The organism is Enterobacter sp. C6 (assembly GCF_008122455.1).
GTDB lineage: Bacteria > Pseudomonadota > Gammaproteobacteria > Enterobacterales > Enterobacteriaceae > Enterobacter > Enterobacter pseudoroggenkampii.
Genome location: NZ_QPFW01000250.1, coordinates 1 through 22347, shown reverse-complemented (window position 1 = coordinate 22347; position 22347 = coordinate 1). Strand labels below are relative to the sequence as shown.

The window sequence follows — 22347 nt, the reverse complement described above, 5'->3', positions numbered from 1 at the left end:
TAAGACAATGAGTAATGCGGGTGCATCCCTTGCAACCTGTTATGGTCCGGTCAGTACCCAGATGATGGCAAAGGCGGAAAACATTCGTCTGCTCATCCTGGATGTGGATGGGGTACTCTCCGACGGCCTGATTTACATGGGCAATAATGGTGAAGAGCTGAAAGCATTTAACGTTCGCGACGGCTACGGTATCCGCTGTGCGCTCACCTCAGGTATTGAGGTGGCTATCATCACCGGGCGAAAAGCTAAACTGGTAGAAGACCGCTGTGAAACCTTAGGCATTACCCATCTGTATCAGGGGCAATCCGATAAGATGGCGGCGTTTAAGGATTTACTGGGTAAACTGGCTATCGCACCGGAAAACGTGGCCTACGTCGGGGACGATCTGATTGACTGGCCCGTGATGGCTGAAGTTGGGCTGAGCATCGCCGTTGCCGATGCGCATCCGCTGCTGATCCCGCGCGCTGACTACGTTACCCACATCAACGGGGGCCGCGGTGCCGTACGTGAAGTCTGCGATCTGCTCCTGCTGGCGCAGGGCAAGCTTGATGAGGCCAAAGGGCAATCGATATGAGTAAAACCAGACGTTGGATTATCATTTTGCTTTCGCTTGTCGCACTGGTATTGATTGGCGTGAACCTTGCCGATCGCGACGATACGCAAACGGAAGTGATCAACAATAACGATCCAACCTATAAAAGCGATCACAGCGACACCGTGGTCTACAGCCCTGAAGGCGCGCTGAACTATCGCCTGATTGCCCAGCATGTTGAATATTTTTCAGATGACGGAATTTCGTGGTTTACCCAACCTGTCATGACCACATTTGATAAGGACAAAGTGCCGACGTGGTCAATTAAGTCAGATCGGGCAAAACTGACAAATGACCGTATGCTTTATCTGTATGGCCACGTTGAAGTCAACGCCCTGACCGCTGACTCGCAACTACGAAAAATTACGACGGATAATGCCCAGATCAACCTGGTAACCCAGGACGTGACGTCGCAGGATCTGGTCACACTGTATGGCACAACATTTAATTCCAGCGGTTTGAGAATGCGCGGGAACTTACGCAGCAAAAACGCCGAGCTGATTGAAAAGGTTAGAACCTCCTATGAAATTCAAAACAAACAAACTCAGCCTTAAAGTAATTATCGCCAGCGCGATGCTGGCGACCAGTCTCCCCGCGCTTGCTGTAACGGGCGATACCGACCAACCGATCCATATCGAGTCCGATACCCAGTCTCTCGATATGCAGGGCAACGTCGTCACCTTCACGGGTAACGTCGTCATGACTCAGGGCACCATCAAAATCAACGCCGACAAAGTGGTCGTGACCCGTCCGGGTGGCGAGCAGGGCAAAGAGATCATTGATGGTTACGGTAACCCGGCCACCTTCTATCAGATGCAGGACAACGGCAAGCCGGTGAAAGGTCACGCTACGCACATGCACTATGAGCTGGCGAAGGACCTGGTCATCCTGACCGGTAATGCGTACCTGGAACAGCTGGACAGCAACATTACCGGCGACCAGATTACCTATCTGGTAAAAGAGCAAAAAATGCAGGCCTCCAGCGAGAAAGGCAAACGCGTCACCACCGTACTGGTTCCGTCGCAGCTGCAGGACAAAGGCAAAGGCCAGGCCCCGGCACAGAAGAAGAGTAACTAATTCGTTATGGCAACATTAACTGCAAAAAATCTCGCGAAGGCCTATAAGGGCCGCCGTGTCGTAGAAGATGTCAGTCTGACCGTCAACTCCGGCGAAATTGTAGGGCTGCTTGGCCCTAACGGTGCGGGTAAAACCACCACTTTCTACATGGTCGTTGGCATTGTGCCGCGCGATGCCGGCAACATTATCATTGACGATGAAGACATCAGTCTTCTGCCGCTGCACGCGCGCGCGCGTCGCGGGATCGGCTACCTGCCGCAGGAAGCCTCCATTTTCCGTCGTCTTAGCGTTTACGATAACCTGATGGCGGTCCTGCAAATTCGTAACGATCTGACCAGCGAACAGCGTCAGGATCGTGCCAACGAGCTGATGGAAGAGTTCCACATTGAGCATCTGCGCGACAGCCTCGGTCAGGCTCTCTCCGGGGGCGAACGCCGTCGTGTTGAGATTGCCCGTGCGCTGGCCGCAAACCCGAAGTTTATCCTTCTGGATGAACCGTTTGCGGGCGTTGACCCGATCTCGGTTATCGACATTAAACGTATCATTGAACACCTGCGTGACAGCGGGCTTGGCGTACTGATCACCGACCACAACGTCCGTGAAACGCTGGCCGTGTGTGAACGCGCGTATATTGTGAGCCAGGGCAATCTGATCGCCCACGGTACGCCGCAGCAGATCCTCGAAGACGATCATGTTAAGCGCGTCTATCTTGGGGAAGACTTCAGACTCTGATAGGGTAGAGGTAACGTAACGCCGAACCGGAGAAAAATGCTCTGAACATGAAGCAAGGTTTGCAATTAAGGCTCAGCCAACAACTGGCGATGACGCCGCAGCTACAGCAGGCAATTCGCCTGTTGCAACTGTCCACGTTAGAACTTCAGCAGGAACTCCAGCAGGCGCTGGACAGCAACCCCCTGCTGGAACAAACCGATCTTCATGACGAGGTAGATACCCAGCAATCGCAGGATACAGAAGCGCTCGACACCGCGGATGCACTCGAACAAAAAGAGATGCCGGACGAGCTTCCGCTGGATGCCAGCTGGGATGAAATCTACACCGCCGGAACCCCTTCCGGTACGCGTGCAGACTACCAGGATGATGAGCTACCGGTCTACCAGGGCGAAACCACCCAGTCACTGCAGGATTACCTGATGTGGCAGGTGGAACTTACTCCCTTCTCCGATACCGACCGCGCGATTGCCACCTCAATTGTCGATGCCGTTGACGACACTGGCTATTTGACCGTCACGCTGGACGATATTCTGGAAAGCATGGGCGACGACGAGATAGAGCTTGAGGAAGTTGAAGCCGTTCTGAAGCGCATCCAGCGTTTCGATCCGGTAGGCGTGGCCGCAAAAGATCTGCGCGACTGCCTGCTGATCCAGCTTTCTCAGTTCAGCAAAGAGACGCCGTGGCTCGACGAGGCGCGCTTAATCATCAGCGATCATCTGGATCTGTTGGCTAACCACGATTTCCGTTCCCTGATGCGCGTCACGCGCCTGAAGGAAGAGGTGCTGAAAGAAGCGGTGAATCTGATCCAGTCGCTCGATCCGCGCCCGGGACAGTCGATCCAGACCGGCGAGCCCGAGTACGTCATCCCGGATGTGCTGGTCAGAAAACACAATGGCCGCTGGGTCGTTGAACTGAATTCAGACAGCATCCCTCGTCTGCAAATCAACCAGCAGTATGCCTCCATGTGCACCAGCGTGCGTAACGACTCCGACAATCAATATATTCGTAGCAATTTGCAGGAAGCGCGATGGCTGATCAAAAGTCTGGAGAGCCGAAATGATACGCTGCTACGCGTCAGCCGCTGTATTGTCGAACAGCAGCAGGCGTTCTTTGAGCAGGGCGAAGAGTATATGAAACCGATGGTACTGGCGGATATCGCCCAGGCCGTCGAAATGCATGAATCAACCATTTCCCGTGTCACCACGCAGAAGTATCTGCACAGTCCACGCGGTATTTTTGAGCTTAAGTATTTCTTCTCCAGCCATGTGAATACCGAGGGCGGCGGCGAAGCGTCGTCAACGGCCATTCGAGCCCTGGTGAAGAAGTTGATCGCCGCGGAGAACCCCGCGAAGCCACTAAGCGACAGTAAGTTAACCACCATGCTGTCCGATCAGGGTATTATGGTGGCACGTCGTACTGTTGCGAAGTATCGAGAGTCTTTATCCATTCCGCCGTCCAACCAGCGTAAACAGCTGGTCTGACACAACCGATAAGGAAGACACTATGCAGCTCAACATCACTGGACAAAACGTCGAAATTACTGAGGCTTTACGCGACTTTGTGAACACGAAGTTTGCAAAACTCGAGCAGTATTTCGAAAGGATCAATCAGGTCTATATTGTGTTGAAAGTGGAGAAAGTGACTCATATCTCGGATGCCACCCTGCATGTTAACGGGGGTGAACTGCATGCCAGTGCGGAAGGGCAAGACATGTACGCTGCTATCGACGGCTTGATTGATAAGCTTGCGCGACAGCTCAATAAACATAAAGATAAACTGAAACAACACTAATTGTCCGGGCAGTTAACGGGTGCAGGACGGCCTGTTGTGAAACACAACAGGCCATTTGTACAGTTAGCGCTTAGGTGAAATTATGATGAACAACGATTCCGCTCTTCAACTGAGCAATGTCCTTAACCAGGAATGTACCCGCAGTGCGGTTCACTGCCAGAGCAAAAAACGTGCGCTGGAGATCATCAGTGAACTGGCCGCAAAACAGCTGGGCCTGCCGCCGCAGGTGGTGTTCGAAGCGATTCTGACCCGTGAAAAGATGGGCAGTACCGGTATCGGCAACGGCATCGCGATCCCGCATGGCAAACTGGAAGAGGATACCCTGCGTGCCGTTGGTGTGTTTGTGCAGCTTGAAACACCCATCGCCTTCGATGCCATTGATAACCAGCCCGTCGATCTCCTCTTCGCGCTGCTGGTGCCTGCCGATCAGACTAAAACCCATCTGCATACGCTGTCGCTGGTCGCAAAACGTCTGGCCGATAAAACCATTTGCCGTCGACTGCGCTCGGCCCAAAGTGATGAAGAGCTCTATCAGATTATCACTGAAGCAGAAGGCAATCAGGATGATGCATAACCAGGAGATGGCCTTCACATCTGTTGTCCTGAGGAGAAACGGAACATGGTGCTGATGATTGTCAGTGGCCGTTCAGGGTCGGGGAAATCCGTTGCTCTGCGCGCGCTGGAAGACATGGGTTTTTACTGCGTCGATAACCTGCCGGTCGTGTTATTGCCCGACCTGGCCCGCACGCTTGCGGAGAGACAAACCTCTGCCGCCGTCAGCATCGACGTCCGTAACATGCCTGAATCGCCAGAGATCTTCGAACAGGCCATGAGCAACCTGCCTGATGCGTTCTCGCCTCAGCTGCTGTTCCTTGATGCAGACCGCAATACGCTGATCCGTCGCTACAGCGATACCCGTCGCTTGCACCCGCTTTCCAGTAAGAACCTCTCACTGGAGAGCGCGATCGATGAAGAGAGCGATCTGCTGGAGCCGCTGCGCTCTCGTGCCGACCTGATTGTCGACACCTCTGAGATGTCCGTTCACGAGCTGGCGGAAATGCTGCGTACCCGACTGTTGGGCAAGCGCGAGCGCGAACTGACGATGGTGTTCGAATCCTTCGGCTTTAAGCACGGTATTCCGATTGATGCGGATTACGTTTTCGACGTGCGCTTCCTGCCGAACCCGCACTGGGATCCGAAGCTGCGTCCCATGACCGGTCTGGATAAACCCGTCGCGGCCTTCCTCGACCGGCACACAGAAGTTCACAATTTTATCTACCAGACGCGAAGCTACCTTGAGCTATGGTTACCTATGCTGGAGACAAACAATCGCAGCTACCTGACGGTGGCGATTGGCTGTACCGGCGGTAAACATCGTTCGGTTTATATCGCCGAACAGCTGGCCGACTATTTCCGCTCGCGCGGGAAGAACGTTCAGTCCCGTCATCGCACGCTGGAAAAACGTAAAACATGACCGTAAAACAGACCGTTGAGATCACCAATAAGCTGGGCATGCATGCGCGCCCGGCGATGAAACTGTTTGAGCTGATGCAGGGTTTCGATGCAGAGGTTCTGCTGCGGAATGACGAAGGTACCGAAGCGGAAGCGAACAGCGTGATCGCCCTGCTAATGCTGGATTCCGCCAAAGGGCGCCAGATTGAAGTCGAAGCCACAGGACCTCAGGAAGAGGAAGCGCTGGCGGCGGTGATTGCCCTGTTTAACGCCGGATTTGACGAAGACTAGCGTTCGCCCCTTCGGCGGGTGGCGCTGCGCTTACCCGCCCTACATAAGATTGTTACGCTGCATAAAACCCTCTCCACCCAGCTGATTCATCTGGCGTAGGATCCACGCCTGACGGCTTCGCACGTACCCTGATGGGGCGCTGGCTTTAAAGCGGATGGGATTAGGTAAGACAGCTGCCAATAGTGCTGCTTCTGACATGCTCAGACGGCTGGCTGGCTTATTGAAATAACGCTGCGCGGCAGCTTCCACGCCAAAAATACCGTCGCCAAATTCAGCGACGTTGAGATAGACGGTCAGAATGCGCTTTTTGCTCCAGACCGTTTCCATCCCCAGGGTCAACCCCGCTTCCAGCCCCTTTCGCACCCAGCTGCGGCCGTCCCACAGAAACAGATTTTTGGCCGTCTGCTGCGACAAGGTTGAGGCACCGCGCACGCGGTTTTCATGGCGTTCATTATGGGCCAGCGCCTTCTCAATGGCCGCCACGTCGAACCCCCAGTGCTCCGGGAATTTCTGGTCCTCCGCCGCGATGACCGCCAGACCCATGAACGGCGAGATCTCGTCCATGCTTACCCAGTCAGAGTGGGCAACATAGCTGAAATCGCCGCTGAGCCACGCGCCGAGCTGGCGCTCAACCATCACGGCAGAGAACGGGACTGGCATAATGCTGAACAGGGCGAGTCCACCGCCCCAAAACACCGCCAGCACCAGAACGATGCGCAACAGGGTACGTTTTACCCACGCGCCGGCACCGGATTGACGACTCATTCAGCCAACACCAGCACGCGGGCGACCAGCTTTTCGATCCCCATAGCAGCTTCTGCAATATTCTTCGCCAGCATATACGCAGGCGTGGTGACAATTTTGTTATCTTCATCAACCACAATGTCATCTACCGGGCACGGAACGTGTTCGCCCCCCATTTCCTCGACGATCTCTGCGGTATCAATATCCGTCCCGATGGTCAGGCGCAGCGGGAAATCAAAAATCTTAGGCAACATCGCGGGTGCGATGCAGATAAAGCCCAGCGGTTTTCCTGCCGCATGCATAGCCTGCGACAGCGCTTTCAGATGAGGATCGATCTGACACTCCGCGCCCTGCGCAGCAAAGGTACTGAGATTTTTGGCCGCGCCAAACCCACCCGGCACAATGAGCGCATCAAGCTCTGTAGGGTCTGCCTGGATAAGAGGATGGATATCACCTCGCGCAATACGCGCGGCTTCAATCAGTACATTACGGGTTTCCGCCATCGGCTCACCGGTCAGATGGTTAATCACATCCGCCTGATTTTTGTCTGGCGCAAAACAAATCACCTCTGCTCCCTGCTTAGCCAGGGCCAGCAGCGTAATGACGGCTTCGTGTATTTCAGAACCATCGTAAACACCGCATCCGCTCAGCACGACACCAATCTTTTTCATCATGACAATCCTTTTCTGCAACTTGCTGAAGCACATTAATAATTTTGATTAAAACGCTATGCTTCACACATTTCACTGATTCATGTAACAAACCATTTAAGATTTGCTATCTTATCTGCGTGCGGCCTAAATTTTTCAGGCGGCGCCCTTTCGAAAATAACGTTTAAAAACAGGCGCAGCCACGATTTCCCTGGTGTTGGCGCAGTATTCGCGCACCCCGGTTAATCCGGGGTCATTTTTTTCTGGCGTCAACCCAGGCTTTAAGCACCGCCACATCGTTTTGCCACTCTTGCTTCATCTCTTCAACCCAATCACCCACGTTATCTTCCCATGCAGGTAAATCAGGCGACTGAATCTGTTGACCCAACTGCTGCAGGTGGCGTAGGCCAACCGAACCGGCGGCACCTTTAATTTTATGTCCTTCTTCCACGATGCCCTTCTGGTCACGCGCCGTCAGGTTTGATTCCAGCACACTCAGATAGCCCGGCATCATTTTTTCGAACACCGCCAGACCATCAGTAATCAGTTTCGGGCCGACCAGATCGATGTACTGCTCCAGCATCGCGGTATCGAGTATCGTTTGGGCTTTTGCGCTATCAACAGACGTCATGGTGCTCTCCTCTTCATCACGGGTATCCCAGAACTTCTTAATCATGGCGGTCAGAGCAGGCACCGCCAGCGGCTTGCTGAGTACATCGTCCATACCGGCATCGAGATACTCTTTTTTATCTTTCAGTACGTTCGCCGTCAGGGCAACCAGCGGCGGCAGTTCGTCGGCCGCGTACTGACGCGTCAGCTCGCGCGAGATATCCAGCCCGGTCATATCCGGTAACTGAATATCCAGCAGAACAAGATCGTATTCACCCGGTTTAAACATCTCCAGCGCGGCCTTACCGGTCATCGCGACATCGACGCTGTTGCCCAGTTTTTCCAGCACGGAGCGCGCCACGATCACGTTCAGCTCAATGTCTTCCACCAGCAGGACGTGCAGCGCAGGGAGCGGCATATCGTCATTTTCAAAGGTATCTTCCACCTCTTCCGCCACCGCCGGCGCATGGACCGTCAGCGTGAAGGTTGACCCTTTACCCGGCTGGCTGGCAACGGTGATATCGCCCCCCATGCTCTTCGCCAGTCGTTTAGAGACCGCCAGGCCAATGCCCGTTCCGGTAGCTGGTTTTCCGCCGTTGCTGTCCTTCACCTGGTAGTACATGGCGAAGATTTTGTCCTGCTCCTCCTGCGGAATACCCATCCCGGAGTCCTCTACCTCGAAGTGCAGCATGTCGCCTTCGTCAAAGCGGATGCGCACCGCAACCTGCCCCTTCTGGGTAAATTTCACCGCGTTGCTGATCAGGTTCCACAGGATCTGGCGCAAACGCGTGCCGTCTGTCACCACTTTATGCGGCAGCGGCAGGGTTGGCTCCATGACAAAACTTAGCCCCTTCTGCTGCGCCTGCAGGCCGGACAGGTTTTCCAGATCGGCAAGGAAGCTGGTGAAATCAACAGGCTGATTATCAAGCTGAACTTTACGGCGCTCCATCTTATCCATGTCAATAATATCGTTGAAAATATTACCCAGCGTGACCGCCGAAACATGGATAGTCTTGAGGTATTTTTCCTGCTCTGCGGTCAGGTCGGTATCCAGCAGAATACGGCTCAGCCCGACGATGCCGTTAAGCGGCGTACGCAGCTCGTGGCTGATGGTGGAGATAAAGGTGGTCTTGTCGCGGCTGGCACGCTCAAGGGCATCCTGATAGCGCTTACGCTCGGTAATGTCGCGGCCAAAGCCCATCAGGCCATGGCGTTTCCCCACGCGGTCATAGTAGGGCACCTTACGGATCTCAAAGCAGGCTTTGCGTCCGTCCGGGTAATCCAGCCACTGTTCATAGGTCAGAGAGACGTTATGGCGGAATACTTTTTCGTCCGTCTCCATGACCTTGGCGGCCGCCTCTTCAGAGTAAACGTCCTGCGGTTTCAGGTTAATCAGCTGCTTCTCACTTTTCCCGGTGAGCAACTCCATCGCCCGGTTACAGCCGGAAAACTCTTTATCCTCATTACGGTAAAACACCAGATCCGGCGAAGCATCGAGGAACGACCGCAGGAAAGAGGATTGCTGCTCAAGCTGGATCTGGGTGACCTCGCGCTCTTTCATTTCGATTTTCAGCTGCTCCAGCGTGGCCTGGCGCTCGGCCTCCGCCTTCTCACGATCTGAAATCTCCTGGTTCAGCTGCGCAATGTTGTCTTTAAGCTGGACGTTGAGCTTCAGGTCACGCTCGCGCATCTCTTCCAGTTTATCGACCAGCTTAGACAATCGCTGTCGGGACTCTTCCAGCTGTTCAACCACCACGGAAAGGAAATAGACCGCCCAGGGGGTAATAAGCAAGCCAAAGAAGATGGAGCGGATGACGTCGATACTCTCGACCTGACCATGCAGAACCATGGTGACGGCCATTTGCACGACAATGGCCAGAACGACCAGTGCCAGCGCAAGCAGCATAGAGAAACGCACCAGCCCAAGCTTCATCATCAGGTCGACGTAATACTGGGCAAGCATTCGAATTTGCTTCATAGAGGATCCCTTCACGACTTTATCGCTCAATAATACTCAAATTCAGGGCGAGGCGTTGAAGGTTGTGAGAAAAAGTGCGGGGTGAAACAGGAGATTAGCCTCGCTCCCGGTGAACCGGAAGCGAGGAGAGGTCAATCAGGAGCGTTTCAACAACAGCCAGAGGCTGATCAGGAGGAAACTGGCGCTTGGCAGCAGCGCACCAATTATCGGCGGAATGCCATAAACCAGCGTCAGCGGACCGAAGATCTGGTCGAGCACGTAGAACACAAAGCCGAAACTGATACCGGTCACGACGCGCACGCCCATCGGCACGCTGCGTAACGGGCCGAAGATAAACGACAGCGCCATCAGCATCATCACCGCCACGGACATCGGCTGGAAGATTTTGCTCCACATGTTGAGCTGATAACGTCCCGCATCCTGCCCGCTCGACTTCAGGTATTTCACATAGTTGTGTAAACCGCTAATGGAGAGCGCGTCTGGATCCAGCGCCACGACCCCGAGCTTATCGGGCGTCAGGTTGGTCTTCCACGTCCCGGTTACCGTCTGAGAACCCGTAATCTGTTTCGGATCGGTCAGGTTAGATTCATCAACCTGGGATAACCGCCACTGCTTATGTTCGGCGTCAAATTTCGCCGAAGAGGCGTGGCGAACGGACTCCAGACGGCGCTGGTCATCGAAAGCGTAGATGCTCACCCCACCCAGTTCGTCATTCCCCTTTACCCGCTCGATGTAGACGAAGTTTTTACCGTCTTTCGCCCATAAACCTTGTTGAGTCGAGAGCAGTGAGCCACCGTACATTGCCTGCGCACGGTAGTTACGCGCCATCTGTTCGCCCTGCGGCGCGACCCACTCGCCGATCGCCATGGTCAACAGCACCAGTGGGATCGCGGTTTTCATTACCGACAGCGCGACCTGCATGCGGGTAAAGCCTGAGGCCTGCATAACGACCAGCTCACTACGCTGCGCCAGCATTCCCAGCCCCAGCAGCGCGCCCAGCAGGGCCGCCATCGGGAAGAAGATCTGCACATCTTTCGGCACACTGAGCAGGGTATACATCCCCGCGCCCATCGCGTCATAGCTCCCCTGCCCGGCTTTTTTCAGCTGATCGACAAATTTGATAATGCCGGAGAGCGACACCAGCATGAACAAGGTCATCATGATGGTGGTAAAAATGGTTTTACCGATATAGCGATCAAGAACGCCAAACGCCTGCATTAGATGGCTCCTTTACGCGAGAATCGGGCACGTATGCGGCGCACTGGCACCGTATCCCACAGGTTTAACCCTAGCGCCAGTAAGATGTACAGGCTGTTGACGAACCATGTCCAGACCATAGGGTCCAGCTTACCCTTCGCGCCGTTAGAACGAATCGAGGTTTGCAGCAGGAAATAGATCAGATAAAGCAGCATCGCCGGCAGCATAGAGAGCACGCGTCCCTGGCGAGGGTTCACCACGCTCAGCGGAACGACAATCAGCGCCATCATAAACACGGTAAAGACGAGCGTAATACGCCAGTGGAACTCAGCGCGCGCTCTGTCGGTATCGGTATTCCAGAGGGTCCGCATGTCCATTTGCTCGGTATCCGTTGGATCGAGCGCCACCGCCTGATGGCCGATAATGGCCTGATAGTTCTGGAAATCCGTGATACGGAAGTCGCGCAGCATCGCGGTGCCTTCGAAACGGGTGCCTTTATTCAGCGTCACGATCTGAGAACCATCTTTGCGCTGAGCAAGCTGACCGGAATCTGCCACCACCACGGAAGGACGCGCGTTACCTTTGGGACGTAACTGCGCCAGGAAGACGTCGTTGAATTTACTGCCGTCAACGCTCTCAATAAACAGCACGGAGTTGCCGTCGGTCGCCTGCTGGAACTGCCCCTGGGCTAACGCCGCCATGCCGGGGTTGGCTTTCGCTTCGGCCAGCACTTCGTCCTGATGACGGGAAGACATGGGGCCCGCCCACATCACATTCACCGCGGCAACAATACCCGTGAACAGCGCCAGTATCATGGCCGCTTTCACCAGTACCGCTTTGCTCAGACCACAGGCATGCATCACCGTGATTTCACTCTCGGTGTAGAGTTTCCCAAGCGTCATGAGCAGGCCAAGGAAAAGACTTAGCGGCAGGATGAGCTGCGCCATTTCCGGGATCCCTAAACCAAGCAGGGAAAGCACCAGATTTGTTGGAATTTCGCCGTCAACGGCCGCACCGAGGATCTTAACCAGCTTCTGACAGAAAAAAATCAGCAGCAGGATGAAGAGGATCGCCAGTTGGCTTTTGAGCGTCTCCCGCACCAGATATCTTATGATTATCACTTTAAATACGCCCGTAAAAACCCGTCTCTTTGCAGGAATTTCGCTTGTTTCATGGCTTAAACGTCATTTATTCTCTTGAGTCGTCGAAATCATCGCTAAGATTAAAACATCCAGCGGATTCACGCTTCAGGACTTTTTCTGACGTGTCGAAACCGTAGTAACGTAAGATTAACACGAAGTCACCACAACAGCGGACATGAGTTACGAAAGGTTTCAATTCTATCCGTAGCAGCCGCCGTTGTCTTTAAGATTCAGGAGCGTAGTGCATGGAGTTCAGTGTAAAAAGCGGTAGCCCGGAGAAACAGCGGAGTGCCTGCATCGTTGTGGGCGTCTTTGAACCACGCCGACTCTCCCCGATCGCCGAGCAACTCGATAAAATCAGTGACGGCTATATTAGCGCCCTGCTGCGCCGTGGCGAACTGGAAGGCAAACCTGGGCAGACGCTGTTACTGCACCATGTTCCGAACGTACTGTCAGAGCGTATTCTGCTGATTGGCTGCGGCAAAGAACGCGAGCTGGATGAACGTCAGTATAAGCAGGTGATTCAGAAAACAATCAATACGCTGAATGATACCGGCTCAATGGAAGCCGTCTGCTTCCTGACTGAATTGCACGTCAAAGGGCGTAACACCTACTGGAAAGTGCGTCAGGCGGTCGAAACGGCAAAAGAGAGCCTCTACAGCTTCGATCAGTTGAAGACCAATAAAAGCGAGCCGCGTCGTCCGCTGCGTAAAATGGTCTTTAACGTGCCAACCCGTCGCGAACTGACCAGCGGCGAACGCGCGATCCAGCACGGTCTGGCGATCGCAGCCGGCATTAAAGCGGCCAAAGATCTCGGCAACATGCCGCCTAACATCTGTAACGCGGCGTACCTGGCCTCTCAGGCGCGTCAGCTGGCCGACGCCTACAGCAAAAACGTCATTACCCGCGTCATCGGCGAACAGCAGATGAAAGAGCTCGGGATGCACTCTTACCTGGCGGTCGGTAACGGATCGCAGAATGAATCCCTGATGTCCGTCATCGAGTACAAGGGCAACCCGGCCGAAGACGCGCGCCCTGTCGTGCTGGTCGGTAAAGGCCTGACCTTCGATTCCGGCGGTATCTCCATCAAGCCTGCCGAAGGCATGGACGAGATGAAATACGACATGTGCGGCGCGGCGGCGGTTTACGGCGTGATGCGCATGGTCGCTGAACTTCAGCTGCCGATTAACGTTATCGGCGTACTGGCGGGCTGCGAAAACATGCCTGGCGGGCGTGCTTATCGTCCGGGTGACGTGCTGACCACCATGTCCGGCCAGACCGTTGAAGTGCTGAATACGGACGCCGAAGGCCGTCTGGTGCTGTGTGACGTGCTGACCTACGTTGAGCGCTTCGAGCCTGAAGCGGTAATTGACGTCGCCACCCTCACCGGCGCCTGCGTGATTGCGCTGGGTCACCACATCACCGGCCTGATGTCGAACCACAATCCGCTGGCGCACGAGCTTATCGGCGCCTCGGAACAGGCCGGTGACCGCGCATGGCGTCTGCCGTTGGGTGACGAATATCAGGAGCAGCTGGAGTCTAACTTCGCGGATATGGCAAACATCGGTGGACGTCCTGGCGGGGCGATCACCGCGGGCTGCTTCCTGGCACGCTTCACCCGCAAGTACAACTGGGCGCACCTGGATATCGCGGGCACCGCATGGCGCTCCGGCAAAGCCAAAGGCGCAACCGGTCGTCCAGTGGCGCTGCTGTCGCAGTTCCTGCTCAATCGTGCGGGTTTTAACGGCGACGAGTGATGTAAAACGCCGGGTGGCGGCTTCGCCTTACCCGGCCTAAAGCGTCACTCAACCGTAGGCCGGGTAAGCGTAGCGCCACCCGGCTTTGCATTTAAATCCACGACAAGAAGCCCCATATATGAAGAATGCAACGTTCTACCTTCTGGACAACGACACCCATCAGGATGGCCTCAGCGCCGTCGAACAGCTGGTGTGTGAAATTGCCGCAGAACGTTGGCGCGCAGGTAAACGCGTTCTGATTGCCTGTGAAGATGAACAGCAGGCCATTCGCCTTGATGAGGCGCTGTGGGCGCGTCCGCCGGAGAGTTTTGTCCCGCATAACCTGTCGGGCGAAGGCCCGCGCGGTGGAGCACCGGTTGAAATTGCCTGGCCGCAAAAGCGCAACAGCAGCGCGCGCGATATTCTGATTAGCCTGCGGATAGATTTTGCAGATTTTGCCACCGCTTTCACAGAAGTGGTAGACTTTGTCCCTTACGAAGAATCTTTGAAACAACTGGCGCGCGAACGCTATAAAGCGTACCGCCTGGCTGGTTTTAACCTGAATACGGCAACCTGGAAATAATGGAAAAGATATATAACCCACGCGATATCGAACAGCCGCTTTACGAGCACTGGGAACAGCAGGGCTATTTCAAGCCTAACGGCGACGAAAGCAAAGAGTCCTTCTGCATCATGATCCCGCCGCCGAACGTCACCGGCAGTTTGCATATGGGTCATGCTTTCCAGCAGACCATCATGGACACCATGATCCGCTACCAGCGCATGCAGGGGAAAAACACCCTGTGGCAGGCGGGGACTGACCACGCGGGTATCGCGACCCAGATGGTGGTTGAGCGTAAAATTGCCGCTGAAGAAGGGAAAACCCGCCACGACTACGGTCGCGACGCGTTCATTGACAAAATCTGGCAGTGGAAAGCGGAATCCGGCGGCACGATTACCCGTCAGATGCGCCGCCTCGGCAACTCCGTGGACTGGGAGCGCGAGCGCTTCACCATGGATGAAGGTCTCTCCAACGCCGTGAAAGAAGTCTTCGTCCGTCTGTACAAAGAAGACCTGATTTACCGCGGCAAGCGCCTGGTAAACTGGGATCCGAAACTGCGCACCGCAATTTCTGACCTGGAAGTGGAAAACCGCGAGTCCAAGGGCTCCATGTGGCATATCCGCTATCCGCTGGCCGACGGCGCAAAAACCGCCGACGGTAAAGATTACCTGGTGGTCGCGACCACCCGTCCGGAAACCCTGCTGGGCGATACCGGCGTGGCCGTTAACCCGGAAGATCCGCGTTATAAAGATCTGATTGGCAAATTCGTGGTGCTGCCGCTGGTAAACCGCCGTATTCCGATTGTGGGCGACGAACACGCCGACATGGAAAAAGGCACCGGCTGCGTGAAAATCACCCCGGCGCACGACTTCAACGACTATGAAGTGGGTCGTCGTCACGCCCTGCCGATGATCAACATTCTGACCTTCGACGGCGATATCCGCGAAAGCGCAGAAGTGTACGACACCAAAGGCAACGAATCCGACGTTTATTCCAGCGACATCCCGGCCGAGTTCCAGAAGCTGGAACGCTTTGCCGCGCGTAAAGCGATTGTGGCTGCCGTTGACGCACTGGGCCTGCTGGAAGAGATCAAGCCTCACGACCTGACCGTGCCGTACGGCGACCGTGGCGGCGTGGTTATCGAGCCAATGCTGACCGACCAGTGGTACGTGCGTGCCGACGTGCTGGCGAAACCGGCTGTGGAAGCGGTTGAAAACGGCAGCATTCAGTTCGTACCGAAGCAGTACGAAAACATGTACTTCTCCTGGATGCGCGATATTCAGGACTGGTGTATCTCCCGTCAGCTGTGGTGGGGTCACCGTATCCCGGCATGGTACGACAACGACGGCAACGTCTACGTTGGCCGCAGCGAAGATGAAGTGCGTCAGGAAAACAACCTGAGCGCAGACGTTGCCCTGCGTCAGGACGAAGACGTGCTGGATACCTGGTTCTCCTCCGCGCTGTGGACCTTCTCCACCCTCGGCTGGCCAGAAAACACCGACGCGCTGCGTCAGTTCCACCCAACCAGCGTGATGGTGTCCGGCTTCGACATTATCTTCTTCTGGATTGCCCGCATGATCATGATGACCATGCACTTCATCAAAGATGAAGACGGCAAGCCGCAGGTTCCGTTCCATACCGTCTACATGACCGGTCTGATCCGCGACGACGAAGGCCAGAAGATGTCCAAATCCAAGGGTAACGTGATTGACCCGCTGGACATGGTTGACGGTATCTCTCTGGAAGAGCTGCTGGAAAAACGCACCGGCAACATGATGCAGCCGCAGCTGGCGGAGAAAATCCGCAAGCGCACCGAGAAGCAGTTCCCGAACGGGATTGAGGCTCACGGTACCGACGCCCTGCGTTTCACCCTGGCGGCGCTGGCCTCGACCGGCCGTGACATCAACTGGGACATGAAGCGTCTGGAAGGTTACCGTAACTTCTGTAACAAGCTGTGGAACGCCAGCCGCTTCGTGCTGATGAACACCGAAGATCAGGATTGCGGCTTCAACGGCGGCGAAATGACCCTGTCTCTGGCGGACCGCTGGATCCTGGCGGAATTCAACCAGACGGTGAAAGCGTTCCGCGAGGCGCTGGACAGCTACCGCTTCGATATCGCGGCGGGCATCCTGTATGAATTCACCTGGAACCAGTTCTGCGACTGGTATCTGGAGCTGGCGAAGCCGGTGATGAACGGCGGTACTGAGGCGGAACTGCGCGGCACGCGCAACACGCTGATTACCGTTCTGGAAGGTCTGCTGCGCCTGGCGCATCCGGTCATTCCATTTATCACCGAAACCATCTGGCAGCGCGTGAAGGTGATTGCAGGCATCAACGCTGACACCATCATGCTGCAGCCGTTCCCGGAATTCGATGCGGCTAAGGTTGATGAAGCGGCGTCCGCGGATACCGAGTGGCTGAAACAGGCTATCGTGGCGGTGCGTAACATTCGTGCTGAAATGAACATCGCCCCTGGCAAACCGCTGGAACTGCTGCTGCGCGGCTGCAGCGAAGCGGCTGTTCGTCGCGTCACCGAGAACAACACCTTCCTCAAGACCATGGCGCGTCTGGAAAGCATCACCGTGCTGCCTGCGGATGACAAAGGTCCGGTTTCCGTGACCAAAATCATCGACGGCGCCGAGCTGCTGATCCCAATGGCAGGTCTGATCGACAAAGACGCTGAGCTGGCTCGTCTGGCGAAAGAAGTGGCGAAAGTCGACGTGGAAATTGGCAAAATCGAAGGCAAGCTGGCGAACGAAGGCTTTGTCGCCCGCGCGCCGGAAGCGGTCATCGCGAAAGAGCGTGAGCGTCTGGTTGCCTTCGCCGATGCGAAGACCAAGCTGATTGAGCAGCAGGCGGTTATCGCCGCGCTGTAATGCTTTTACCCCTTACGCTTCAGGGCGTAAGGGGTAACCTTCCTGAAAACTCCTCGCTTGCACTCCCCCTTCTGCGGTGCTATTAACAGCAGTTATGTGTCAATTTTTGTAATGAGTAATGCTATGAGCGTGATTACCCCCGTCGCGACGACGATGCGTCGGATCACTGAGCAGGATAACCCGGCTATCGCCGCCGTTATCCGCACCGTTTCTGCCGAATATGGCCTGACGGCTGACAAAGGCTACACGGTTGCGGACCCGAACCTGGACGCGCTTTTCCAGCTCTACAGCCAGCCAGGGCATGCCTACTGGGTAATCGAGCAGAATGGCCAGGTGGTGGGTGGCGGCGGCGTGGCGCCCCTCAGCTGCAGCGAGCCGGACATCTGCGAACTGCAGAAAATGTATTTCCTGCCAGCGGCGCGCGGACAAGGACTGGCAAAAAAGCTGGCGCTGATGGCGCTGGACCACGCGCGCAAGCAGGGCTTTACCCGCTGCTACCTGGAAACGACCGCCTTCCTCAAAGAGGCCATCGGCCTGTATGAACATCTGGGCTTTGAGCATATCGATGCGCCGCTGGGCTGTACCGGCCATGTTGATTGCGAAGTCAGGATGCTGAAAAGTCTGTAAATATCTTTGCTGCCCCCTTCTGTTAAGCGGCGCTGAACTGAATACTCTACACTCTCAGTTCACACCACAACGGGGGAAACACGATGTCGAAGATAAAAAGCTACGCCGCACCGCAGGCGGGTGCAGAACTTGAGCTGTACGAGTACGACGCGGGCGAACTAAAAGCAGAAGACGTCGAAGTACAGGTTGATTACTGCGGGATCTGCCACTCGGATCTCTCGATGATCGACAACGAATGGGGCTTTTCAAGCTATCCACTGATTGCCGGGCACGAGGTCATTGGCCGCGTTGTCGCGCTCGGTAGCGCCGCGCAGGACAAAGGGCTGAAAGTGGGCCAGCGCGTGGGCATTGGCTGGACGGCACGCAGCTGTGGTCACTGCGATGCCTGTATCAGCGGTAATCAGATCAACTGCCTCGAAGGCGCCGTTCCCACCATTCTGAACAAAGGCGGTTTCGCCGACAAGCTGCGCGCCGACTGGCAATGGGTCATCCCGCTGCCGGACAGCATTGATATCGAATCCGCTGGTCCGCTGCTGTGCGGCGGGATCACCGTCTTCAAACCCCTGCTGATGCACCATATCACCGCCACCAGCCGCGTGGGCGTCATCGGTATTGGTGGCCTTGGGCATATTGCCATCAAACTGCTGCACGCGATGGGCTGTGAAGTGACGGCGTTCAGCTCGAACCCGGCGAAAGAGAAAGAAGTGCTGGCGATGGGTGCGGATAAAGTCGTGAACAGCCGCGATCCCGATGCCCTGAACGCGCTGGCGGGTCAGTTTGACCTGATCATCAACACCGTCAACGTCGATCTCAACTGGCAGCCGTACTTTGAAGCGCTGGCCTACGGCGGTAACTTCCACACCGTGGGTGCCGTCATGAAGCCGCTGCCGGTTCCGGCGTTTACCCTGATCGGCGGGGATCGCAGCGTATCCGGCTCTGCGACCGGCACGCCGTTCGAGTTGCGCAAACTGATGAAGTTTGCCGGACGCACCAAAGTGGCGCCGACTACGGAACTGTACCCGATGTCGAAAATCAACGAAGCCATCCAGCACGTGCGCGACGGCAAAGCCCGTTATCGCGTGGTGCTGAAAGCAGATTTCTGATGTGAGTTTGCCGGGTGGCGGCTTCGCCTTACCCGGCCTACTTTCACTGCTGCGCCAATACGTTAAATACTTCCGCTATCGCTACCGCTCCCGGATCCATCACCCCATCCAGGTTCTCTTTATTGACATATGACGAGCGTCCCGCGCCGGCTTTCGCCATTTTCGACGTTGCTTCTGCGCCCTGCTGCGCGGCCTGCGCTGCCGCCTGAATATTGCCTTTCTGTAACGCCTCCAGCGCCGGTTGCAGCGCATCGATCAGCGTGCGATCGCCAAGATCCGCTCCGCCGTACTGCTTCATCTGCGCCAGTCCGCTCAACAGTGCATCCGGCAGGGCGTGTCCGTCATGCAGCTTTTGCCCGGCCGCGGTAAAGAAGATCGACATCAGCACCCCGCTCGACCCGCCCATCACCGTAGCCAGCCGCTCGCCAACCAGCAGCAGCAGCTTAGACACGTCATTAAGCGGGAGCGTGTTCTCCTCCAGGCGCTGCGCAATATCCCGCGCCCCTTGCGCAAAGGTGGAGCCGGTATCGCCATCGCCCACTTTGGCATCCAGCGCGTTCAGACGGTTTTCGAGTTGGATCAGCGTCCTCGTTACCGAGGAGACATACTCACCCACCTGCGGATTGTCAGACGGGGTGTATTCCACGCGATCGTGAATAGCGCTATGCGCCACGGTGCGCAGCGGCGCAAACGCCACGGGCTTCTGCCAGCCCAGCGTTTCAACCTCGGCGTGAATCGCCTTTTCGAAGAAATCGTTAAGCTTCAGCAGCGTCAGAGAAAAGCCTTTCATATCCAGCGCGCTCACCAGCGGCGCGGGGCCTATCAGATACGCGATCTCCTCTTTCAGCGCCGAATGCGCCAGCTCTTTGGTCAGCAGCGCCATCTCCAGCGCCGATACGCCGCCAAGATTGTTAATCAATACCGCAAAGCGCCCCTCTCCCGCCTGCGCGCGTAGCGGCGTCACCAGCGTGTCGATAATCGCTTTGCTGTTCTGCGTATCTACGACGGAAGCGCCGGGCTCGCCGTGAATGCCCAGACCCAGCTCGACGTGGCCTTGCTTAATGCGCCCCTCTTCATCGTCGCTGCCCGGCAGATTACAGGTTTGCATCGCAACGCCCAGGCTCCAGAGGTTATCGCAGGCCTGTTGCGCAATATCCCGCACCTCGCTCAGCGATTTCCCCTGCTCCGCCGCATAGCCCGCAATCTTGTGCACCAGTGCCGTACCGGCAATACCGCGCGGCTGCTTGTTATCCGGCAGCGCGATATCGTCTGCCACAATCACCATCTCCACCTTCAGGCCATAGCGCTTGGCCTTTTCGGCCGCCAGACCAAAGTTCAGGCGGTCGCCGGTGTAGTTTTTGACGATCAGCAGACAGCCGCGATCGCCCGTGACCGCCACAATGGCATTCAGCACCGCATCCACGCTCGGCGAGGCAAACAGATCGCCGCACACTGCCGCCGTCAGCATCCCTTTGCCGACAAACCCGGCGTGTGCGGGTTCGTGGCCTGAGCCGCCGCCGGAGATCACCGCCACGCGGCTTTTGTCCCAGTCGCCGCGTGCGACGATCCTGATGGCCGGATCGATATCAAGCTTGACGAGATTGGCATGTGGCGCAGAAAGCAGTATGCCTTCAATGGCATCGTTGACCAGCTGTTTGCGATCGTTAAAGAAGAATCTGGACATAGTTTCCCACTATTTTGTGAACCGTATGCAAAAGCATAGTCCGCGCTGGATAATGCGCCGCAAAGTCAGGAATTTACTCAACCAAATTGCTATCAGGTTGCCTATACTCCACCCAGGACTAAGAGAGGAAGCGCATCATGAGTACACCATTGTTAATTGCCCGGACGCTGGAAAAAGAGCTGTATTTACTGCCCGCGATGGCGAACCGCCACGGTTTGATCACCGGCGCGACCGGGACGGGGAAAACCGTCACCCTGCAAAAGCTGGCGGAGTCGCTTTCGGAGATTGGCGTACCGGTCTTTATGGCTGACGTGAAAGGCGATTTAACCGGTGTCGCTCAGGAAGGGACGGCCTCTGAAAAACTGCTCGAACGGATGAAGAATATAGGCATCACGGACTGGACGCCGCATAACAATCCGGTGGTGGTGTGGGATATCTTTGGTGAGAAAGGCCATCCGGTGCGCGCCACCGTCTCCGATCTCGGCCCGCTGCTGCTGGCCCGTCTGCTTAACCTCAACGACGTGCAGTCCGGCGTGCTGAATATTATCTTCCGCATTGCCGACGATCAGGGGCTGCTGCTGCTTGATTTTAAAGATCTGCGCGCCATTACCCAGTATATCGGCGATAACGCCAAATCCTTCCAGAACCAGTATGGCAACATCAGCAGCGCCTCGGTGGGCGCCATTCAGCGTGGGCTACTGACCCTGGAGCAACAGGGTGCCGAACACTTCTTTGGCGAGCCAATGCTGGATATCAAAGACTGGATGCGCACCGACAGCAGCGGCAAAGGCATCATCAACATTCTGAGTTCGGAAAAACTCTACCAGATGCCAAAGCTCTACGCCGCCAGCCTGCTGTGGATGCTCTCCGAACTGTATGAACAGCTACCGGAAGCGGGCGATCTGGAAAAACCGAAGCTGGTGTTCTTCTTTGACGAGGCGCATCTGCTGTTTAACGACGCGCCGCAGGTATTGCTGGATAAAATTGAACAGGTCATTCGCCTGATCCGCTCCAAAGGCGTCGGCGTCTGGTTTGTCTCGCAAAACCCGTCGGATATCCCGGATAACGTGCTCGGTCAGCTCGGTAACCGCGTGCAGCACGCCCTGCGCGCCTTTACGCCGAAGGATCAGAAAGCGGTGAAAGCCGCCGCGCAAACCATGCGCGCCAATCCTGCCTTTGATACTGAAGCGGCGATTCAGGCGTTAGGCACTGGTGAAGCACTGATCTCTTTCCTGGATGCGAAGGGCAGCCCGTCCGTGGTGGAACGCGCCATGGTGATTGCCCCCTGCTCGCGCATGGGGCCGGTAACCGACGATGAACGTAACGGCCTGATTAACCACTCTCCGGTTTACGGGAAGTACGAAGACGAGGTGGATCGCGAGTCCGCGTTCGAGATGCTGCAAAAAGGGGTACAGGCGACCACCGAATCGCAGGATGCGCCCGCCGCTAAAGGACAGTCTGTCGCCGTGGATGACGGTATTCTCGGGGGGCTCAAAGACATCCT

21 protein-coding genes are annotated in these 22347 nt (G+C 56.0%); 15 read left to right on the top strand and 6 right to left on the bottom strand.

What is annotated here, in order from left to right; translation table 11 throughout:
• Nucleotides 1-7: 7 nt before the first annotated feature.
• From kdsC to npr, 9 genes are all read left to right on the top strand, one after another.
• Nucleotides 8-574 (top strand): 3-deoxy-manno-octulosonate-8-phosphatase KdsC, encoded by a 567-nt coding sequence (gene kdsC, locus DOU50_RS21680; RefSeq protein ID WP_023309356.1) that lies wholly within the window; start codon nt 8-10, stop codon nt 572-574.
• On the top strand, nt 571-1146 hold the full coding sequence (gene lptC / locus DOU50_RS21675; RefSeq protein WP_024906353.1) for an LPS export ABC transporter periplasmic protein LptC: 576 nt from the start codon (nt 571-573) through the stop codon (nt 1144-1146). Before kdsC ends, lptC begins: the two co-directional genes overlap by 4 nt.
• Nucleotides 1115-1669, top strand: a complete 555-nt coding sequence (gene lptA, locus DOU50_RS21670; RefSeq protein ID WP_024906352.1) for a lipopolysaccharide ABC transporter substrate-binding protein LptA — start codon at nt 1115-1117, stop codon at nt 1667-1669. Before lptC ends, lptA begins: the two co-directional genes overlap by 32 nt.
• A 6-nt stretch (nt 1670-1675) precedes the next feature.
• Entirely contained in the window at nt 1676-2401 is a 726-nt protein-coding gene (gene lptB / locus DOU50_RS21665) for an LPS export ABC transporter ATP-binding protein (protein WP_023309359.1), read from the top strand.
• Between the two features lie 47 nt (nt 2402-2448).
• Nucleotides 2449-3882: an RNA polymerase factor sigma-54 gene (gene rpoN, locus DOU50_RS21660; RefSeq protein ID WP_024906351.1), complete on the top strand. Its 1434-nt coding sequence runs from the start codon at nt 2449-2451 to the stop codon at nt 3880-3882.
• A gap of 22 nt (nt 3883-3904) precedes the next feature.
• A complete protein-coding gene (gene hpf, locus DOU50_RS21655; protein ID WP_013098943.1) occupies nt 3905-4192 on the top strand; it encodes a ribosome hibernation promoting factor in 288 nt (95 codons plus the stop codon).
• Nucleotides 4193-4274: 82 nt separating this feature from the next.
• Complete coding sequence (gene ptsN / locus DOU50_RS21650; protein WP_008501443.1) at nt 4275-4766, top strand: PTS IIA-like nitrogen regulatory protein PtsN; 492 nt, start codon at nt 4275-4277, stop codon at nt 4764-4766.
• A 45-nt stretch (nt 4767-4811) separates the two neighbouring features.
• Nucleotides 4812-5666 carry an RNase adapter RapZ gene (rapZ, locus tag DOU50_RS21645; protein ID WP_014885397.1) on the top strand — a complete coding sequence of 285 codons (855 nt, stop codon included), beginning with the start codon at nt 4812-4814 and terminating at the stop codon, nt 5664-5666.
• Complete coding sequence (gene npr / locus DOU50_RS21640; RefSeq protein WP_003861872.1) at nt 5663-5935, top strand: PTS phosphocarrier protein NPr; 273 nt, start codon at nt 5663-5665, stop codon at nt 5933-5935. The genes rapZ and npr overlap by 4 nt, the downstream gene beginning before the upstream one ends.
• Before the next feature lie 39 nt (nt 5936-5974).
• On the opposite strand, the gene mtgA is transcribed toward npr, so the two are convergent.
• The 5 genes from mtgA to lptF form a co-directional block, all read right to left on the bottom strand.
• Entirely contained in the window at nt 5975-6700 is a 726-nt protein-coding gene (mtgA, locus tag DOU50_RS21635; protein WP_148770237.1) for a monofunctional biosynthetic peptidoglycan transglycosylase, read from the bottom strand.
• Nucleotides 6697-7350, bottom strand: a complete 654-nt coding sequence (gene elbB, locus DOU50_RS21630; protein ID WP_032645081.1) for an isoprenoid biosynthesis glyoxalase ElbB — start codon at nt 7348-7350, stop codon at nt 6697-6699. The genes mtgA and elbB overlap by 4 nt, the downstream gene beginning before the upstream one ends.
• 232 nt (nt 7351-7582) lie before the next feature.
• Nucleotides 7583-9916, bottom strand: a complete 2334-nt coding sequence (gene arcB / locus DOU50_RS21625; protein ID WP_024906347.1) for an aerobic respiration two-component sensor histidine kinase ArcB — start codon at nt 9914-9916, stop codon at nt 7583-7585.
• Nucleotides 9917-10051: 135 nt separating this feature from the next.
• Nucleotides 10052-11134 carry an LPS export ABC transporter permease LptG gene (lptG, locus tag DOU50_RS21620; protein ID WP_024906346.1) on the bottom strand — a complete coding sequence of 361 codons (1083 nt, stop codon included), beginning with the start codon at nt 11132-11134 and terminating at the stop codon, nt 10052-10054.
• The gene (gene lptF, locus DOU50_RS21615) at nt 11134-12234 is read right to left on the bottom strand and encodes an LPS export ABC transporter permease LptF (protein WP_024906345.1); all 1101 of its coding nucleotides are present in this window, start codon (nt 12232-12234) and stop codon (nt 11134-11136) included. Before lptF ends, lptG begins: the two co-directional genes overlap by 1 nt.
• A gap of 266 nt (nt 12235-12500) precedes the next feature.
• Between lptF and pepA the strand changes: the two genes are divergently transcribed.
• From pepA to ahr, 5 genes are all read left to right on the top strand, one after another.
• Nucleotides 12501-14012, top strand: coding sequence for a leucyl aminopeptidase (pepA, locus tag DOU50_RS21610; protein WP_024906344.1), 1512 nt, complete (start codon nt 12501-12503; stop codon nt 14010-14012).
• A 118-nt stretch (nt 14013-14130) separates the two neighbouring features.
• Nucleotides 14131-14574, top strand: a complete 444-nt coding sequence (gene holC, locus DOU50_RS21605; protein ID WP_008502815.1) for a DNA polymerase III subunit chi — start codon at nt 14131-14133, stop codon at nt 14572-14574.
• A complete protein-coding gene (locus DOU50_RS21600) occupies nt 14574-17429 on the top strand; it encodes a valine--tRNA ligase (RefSeq protein ID WP_148770235.1) in 2856 nt (951 codons plus the stop codon). Before holC ends, DOU50_RS21600 begins: the two co-directional genes overlap by 1 nt.
• A 123-nt stretch (nt 17430-17552) precedes the next feature.
• Complete coding sequence (locus DOU50_RS21595) at nt 17553-18056, top strand: GNAT family N-acetyltransferase (protein ID WP_024906342.1); 504 nt, start codon at nt 17553-17555, stop codon at nt 18054-18056.
• An 83-nt stretch (nt 18057-18139) separates the two neighbouring features.
• Nucleotides 18140-19159, top strand: coding sequence for an NADPH-dependent aldehyde reductase Ahr (gene ahr / locus DOU50_RS21590; RefSeq protein ID WP_148770233.1), 1020 nt, complete (start codon nt 18140-18142; stop codon nt 19157-19159).
• 43 nt (nt 19160-19202) lie between these two features.
• On the opposite strand, the gene DOU50_RS21585 is transcribed toward ahr, so the two are convergent.
• Nucleotides 19203-20843, bottom strand: a complete 1641-nt coding sequence (locus DOU50_RS21585; protein WP_148770231.1) for a dihydroxyacetone kinase subunit DhaK — start codon at nt 20841-20843, stop codon at nt 19203-19205.
• Nucleotides 20844-20980: 137 nt separating this feature from the next.
• Between DOU50_RS21585 and DOU50_RS21580 the strand changes: the two genes are divergently transcribed.
• Nucleotides 20981-22347 (top strand): helicase HerA-like C-terminal domain-containing protein (locus tag DOU50_RS21580; RefSeq protein ID WP_148770229.1); only part of this gene is annotated, 1367 nt, incomplete at its 3' end.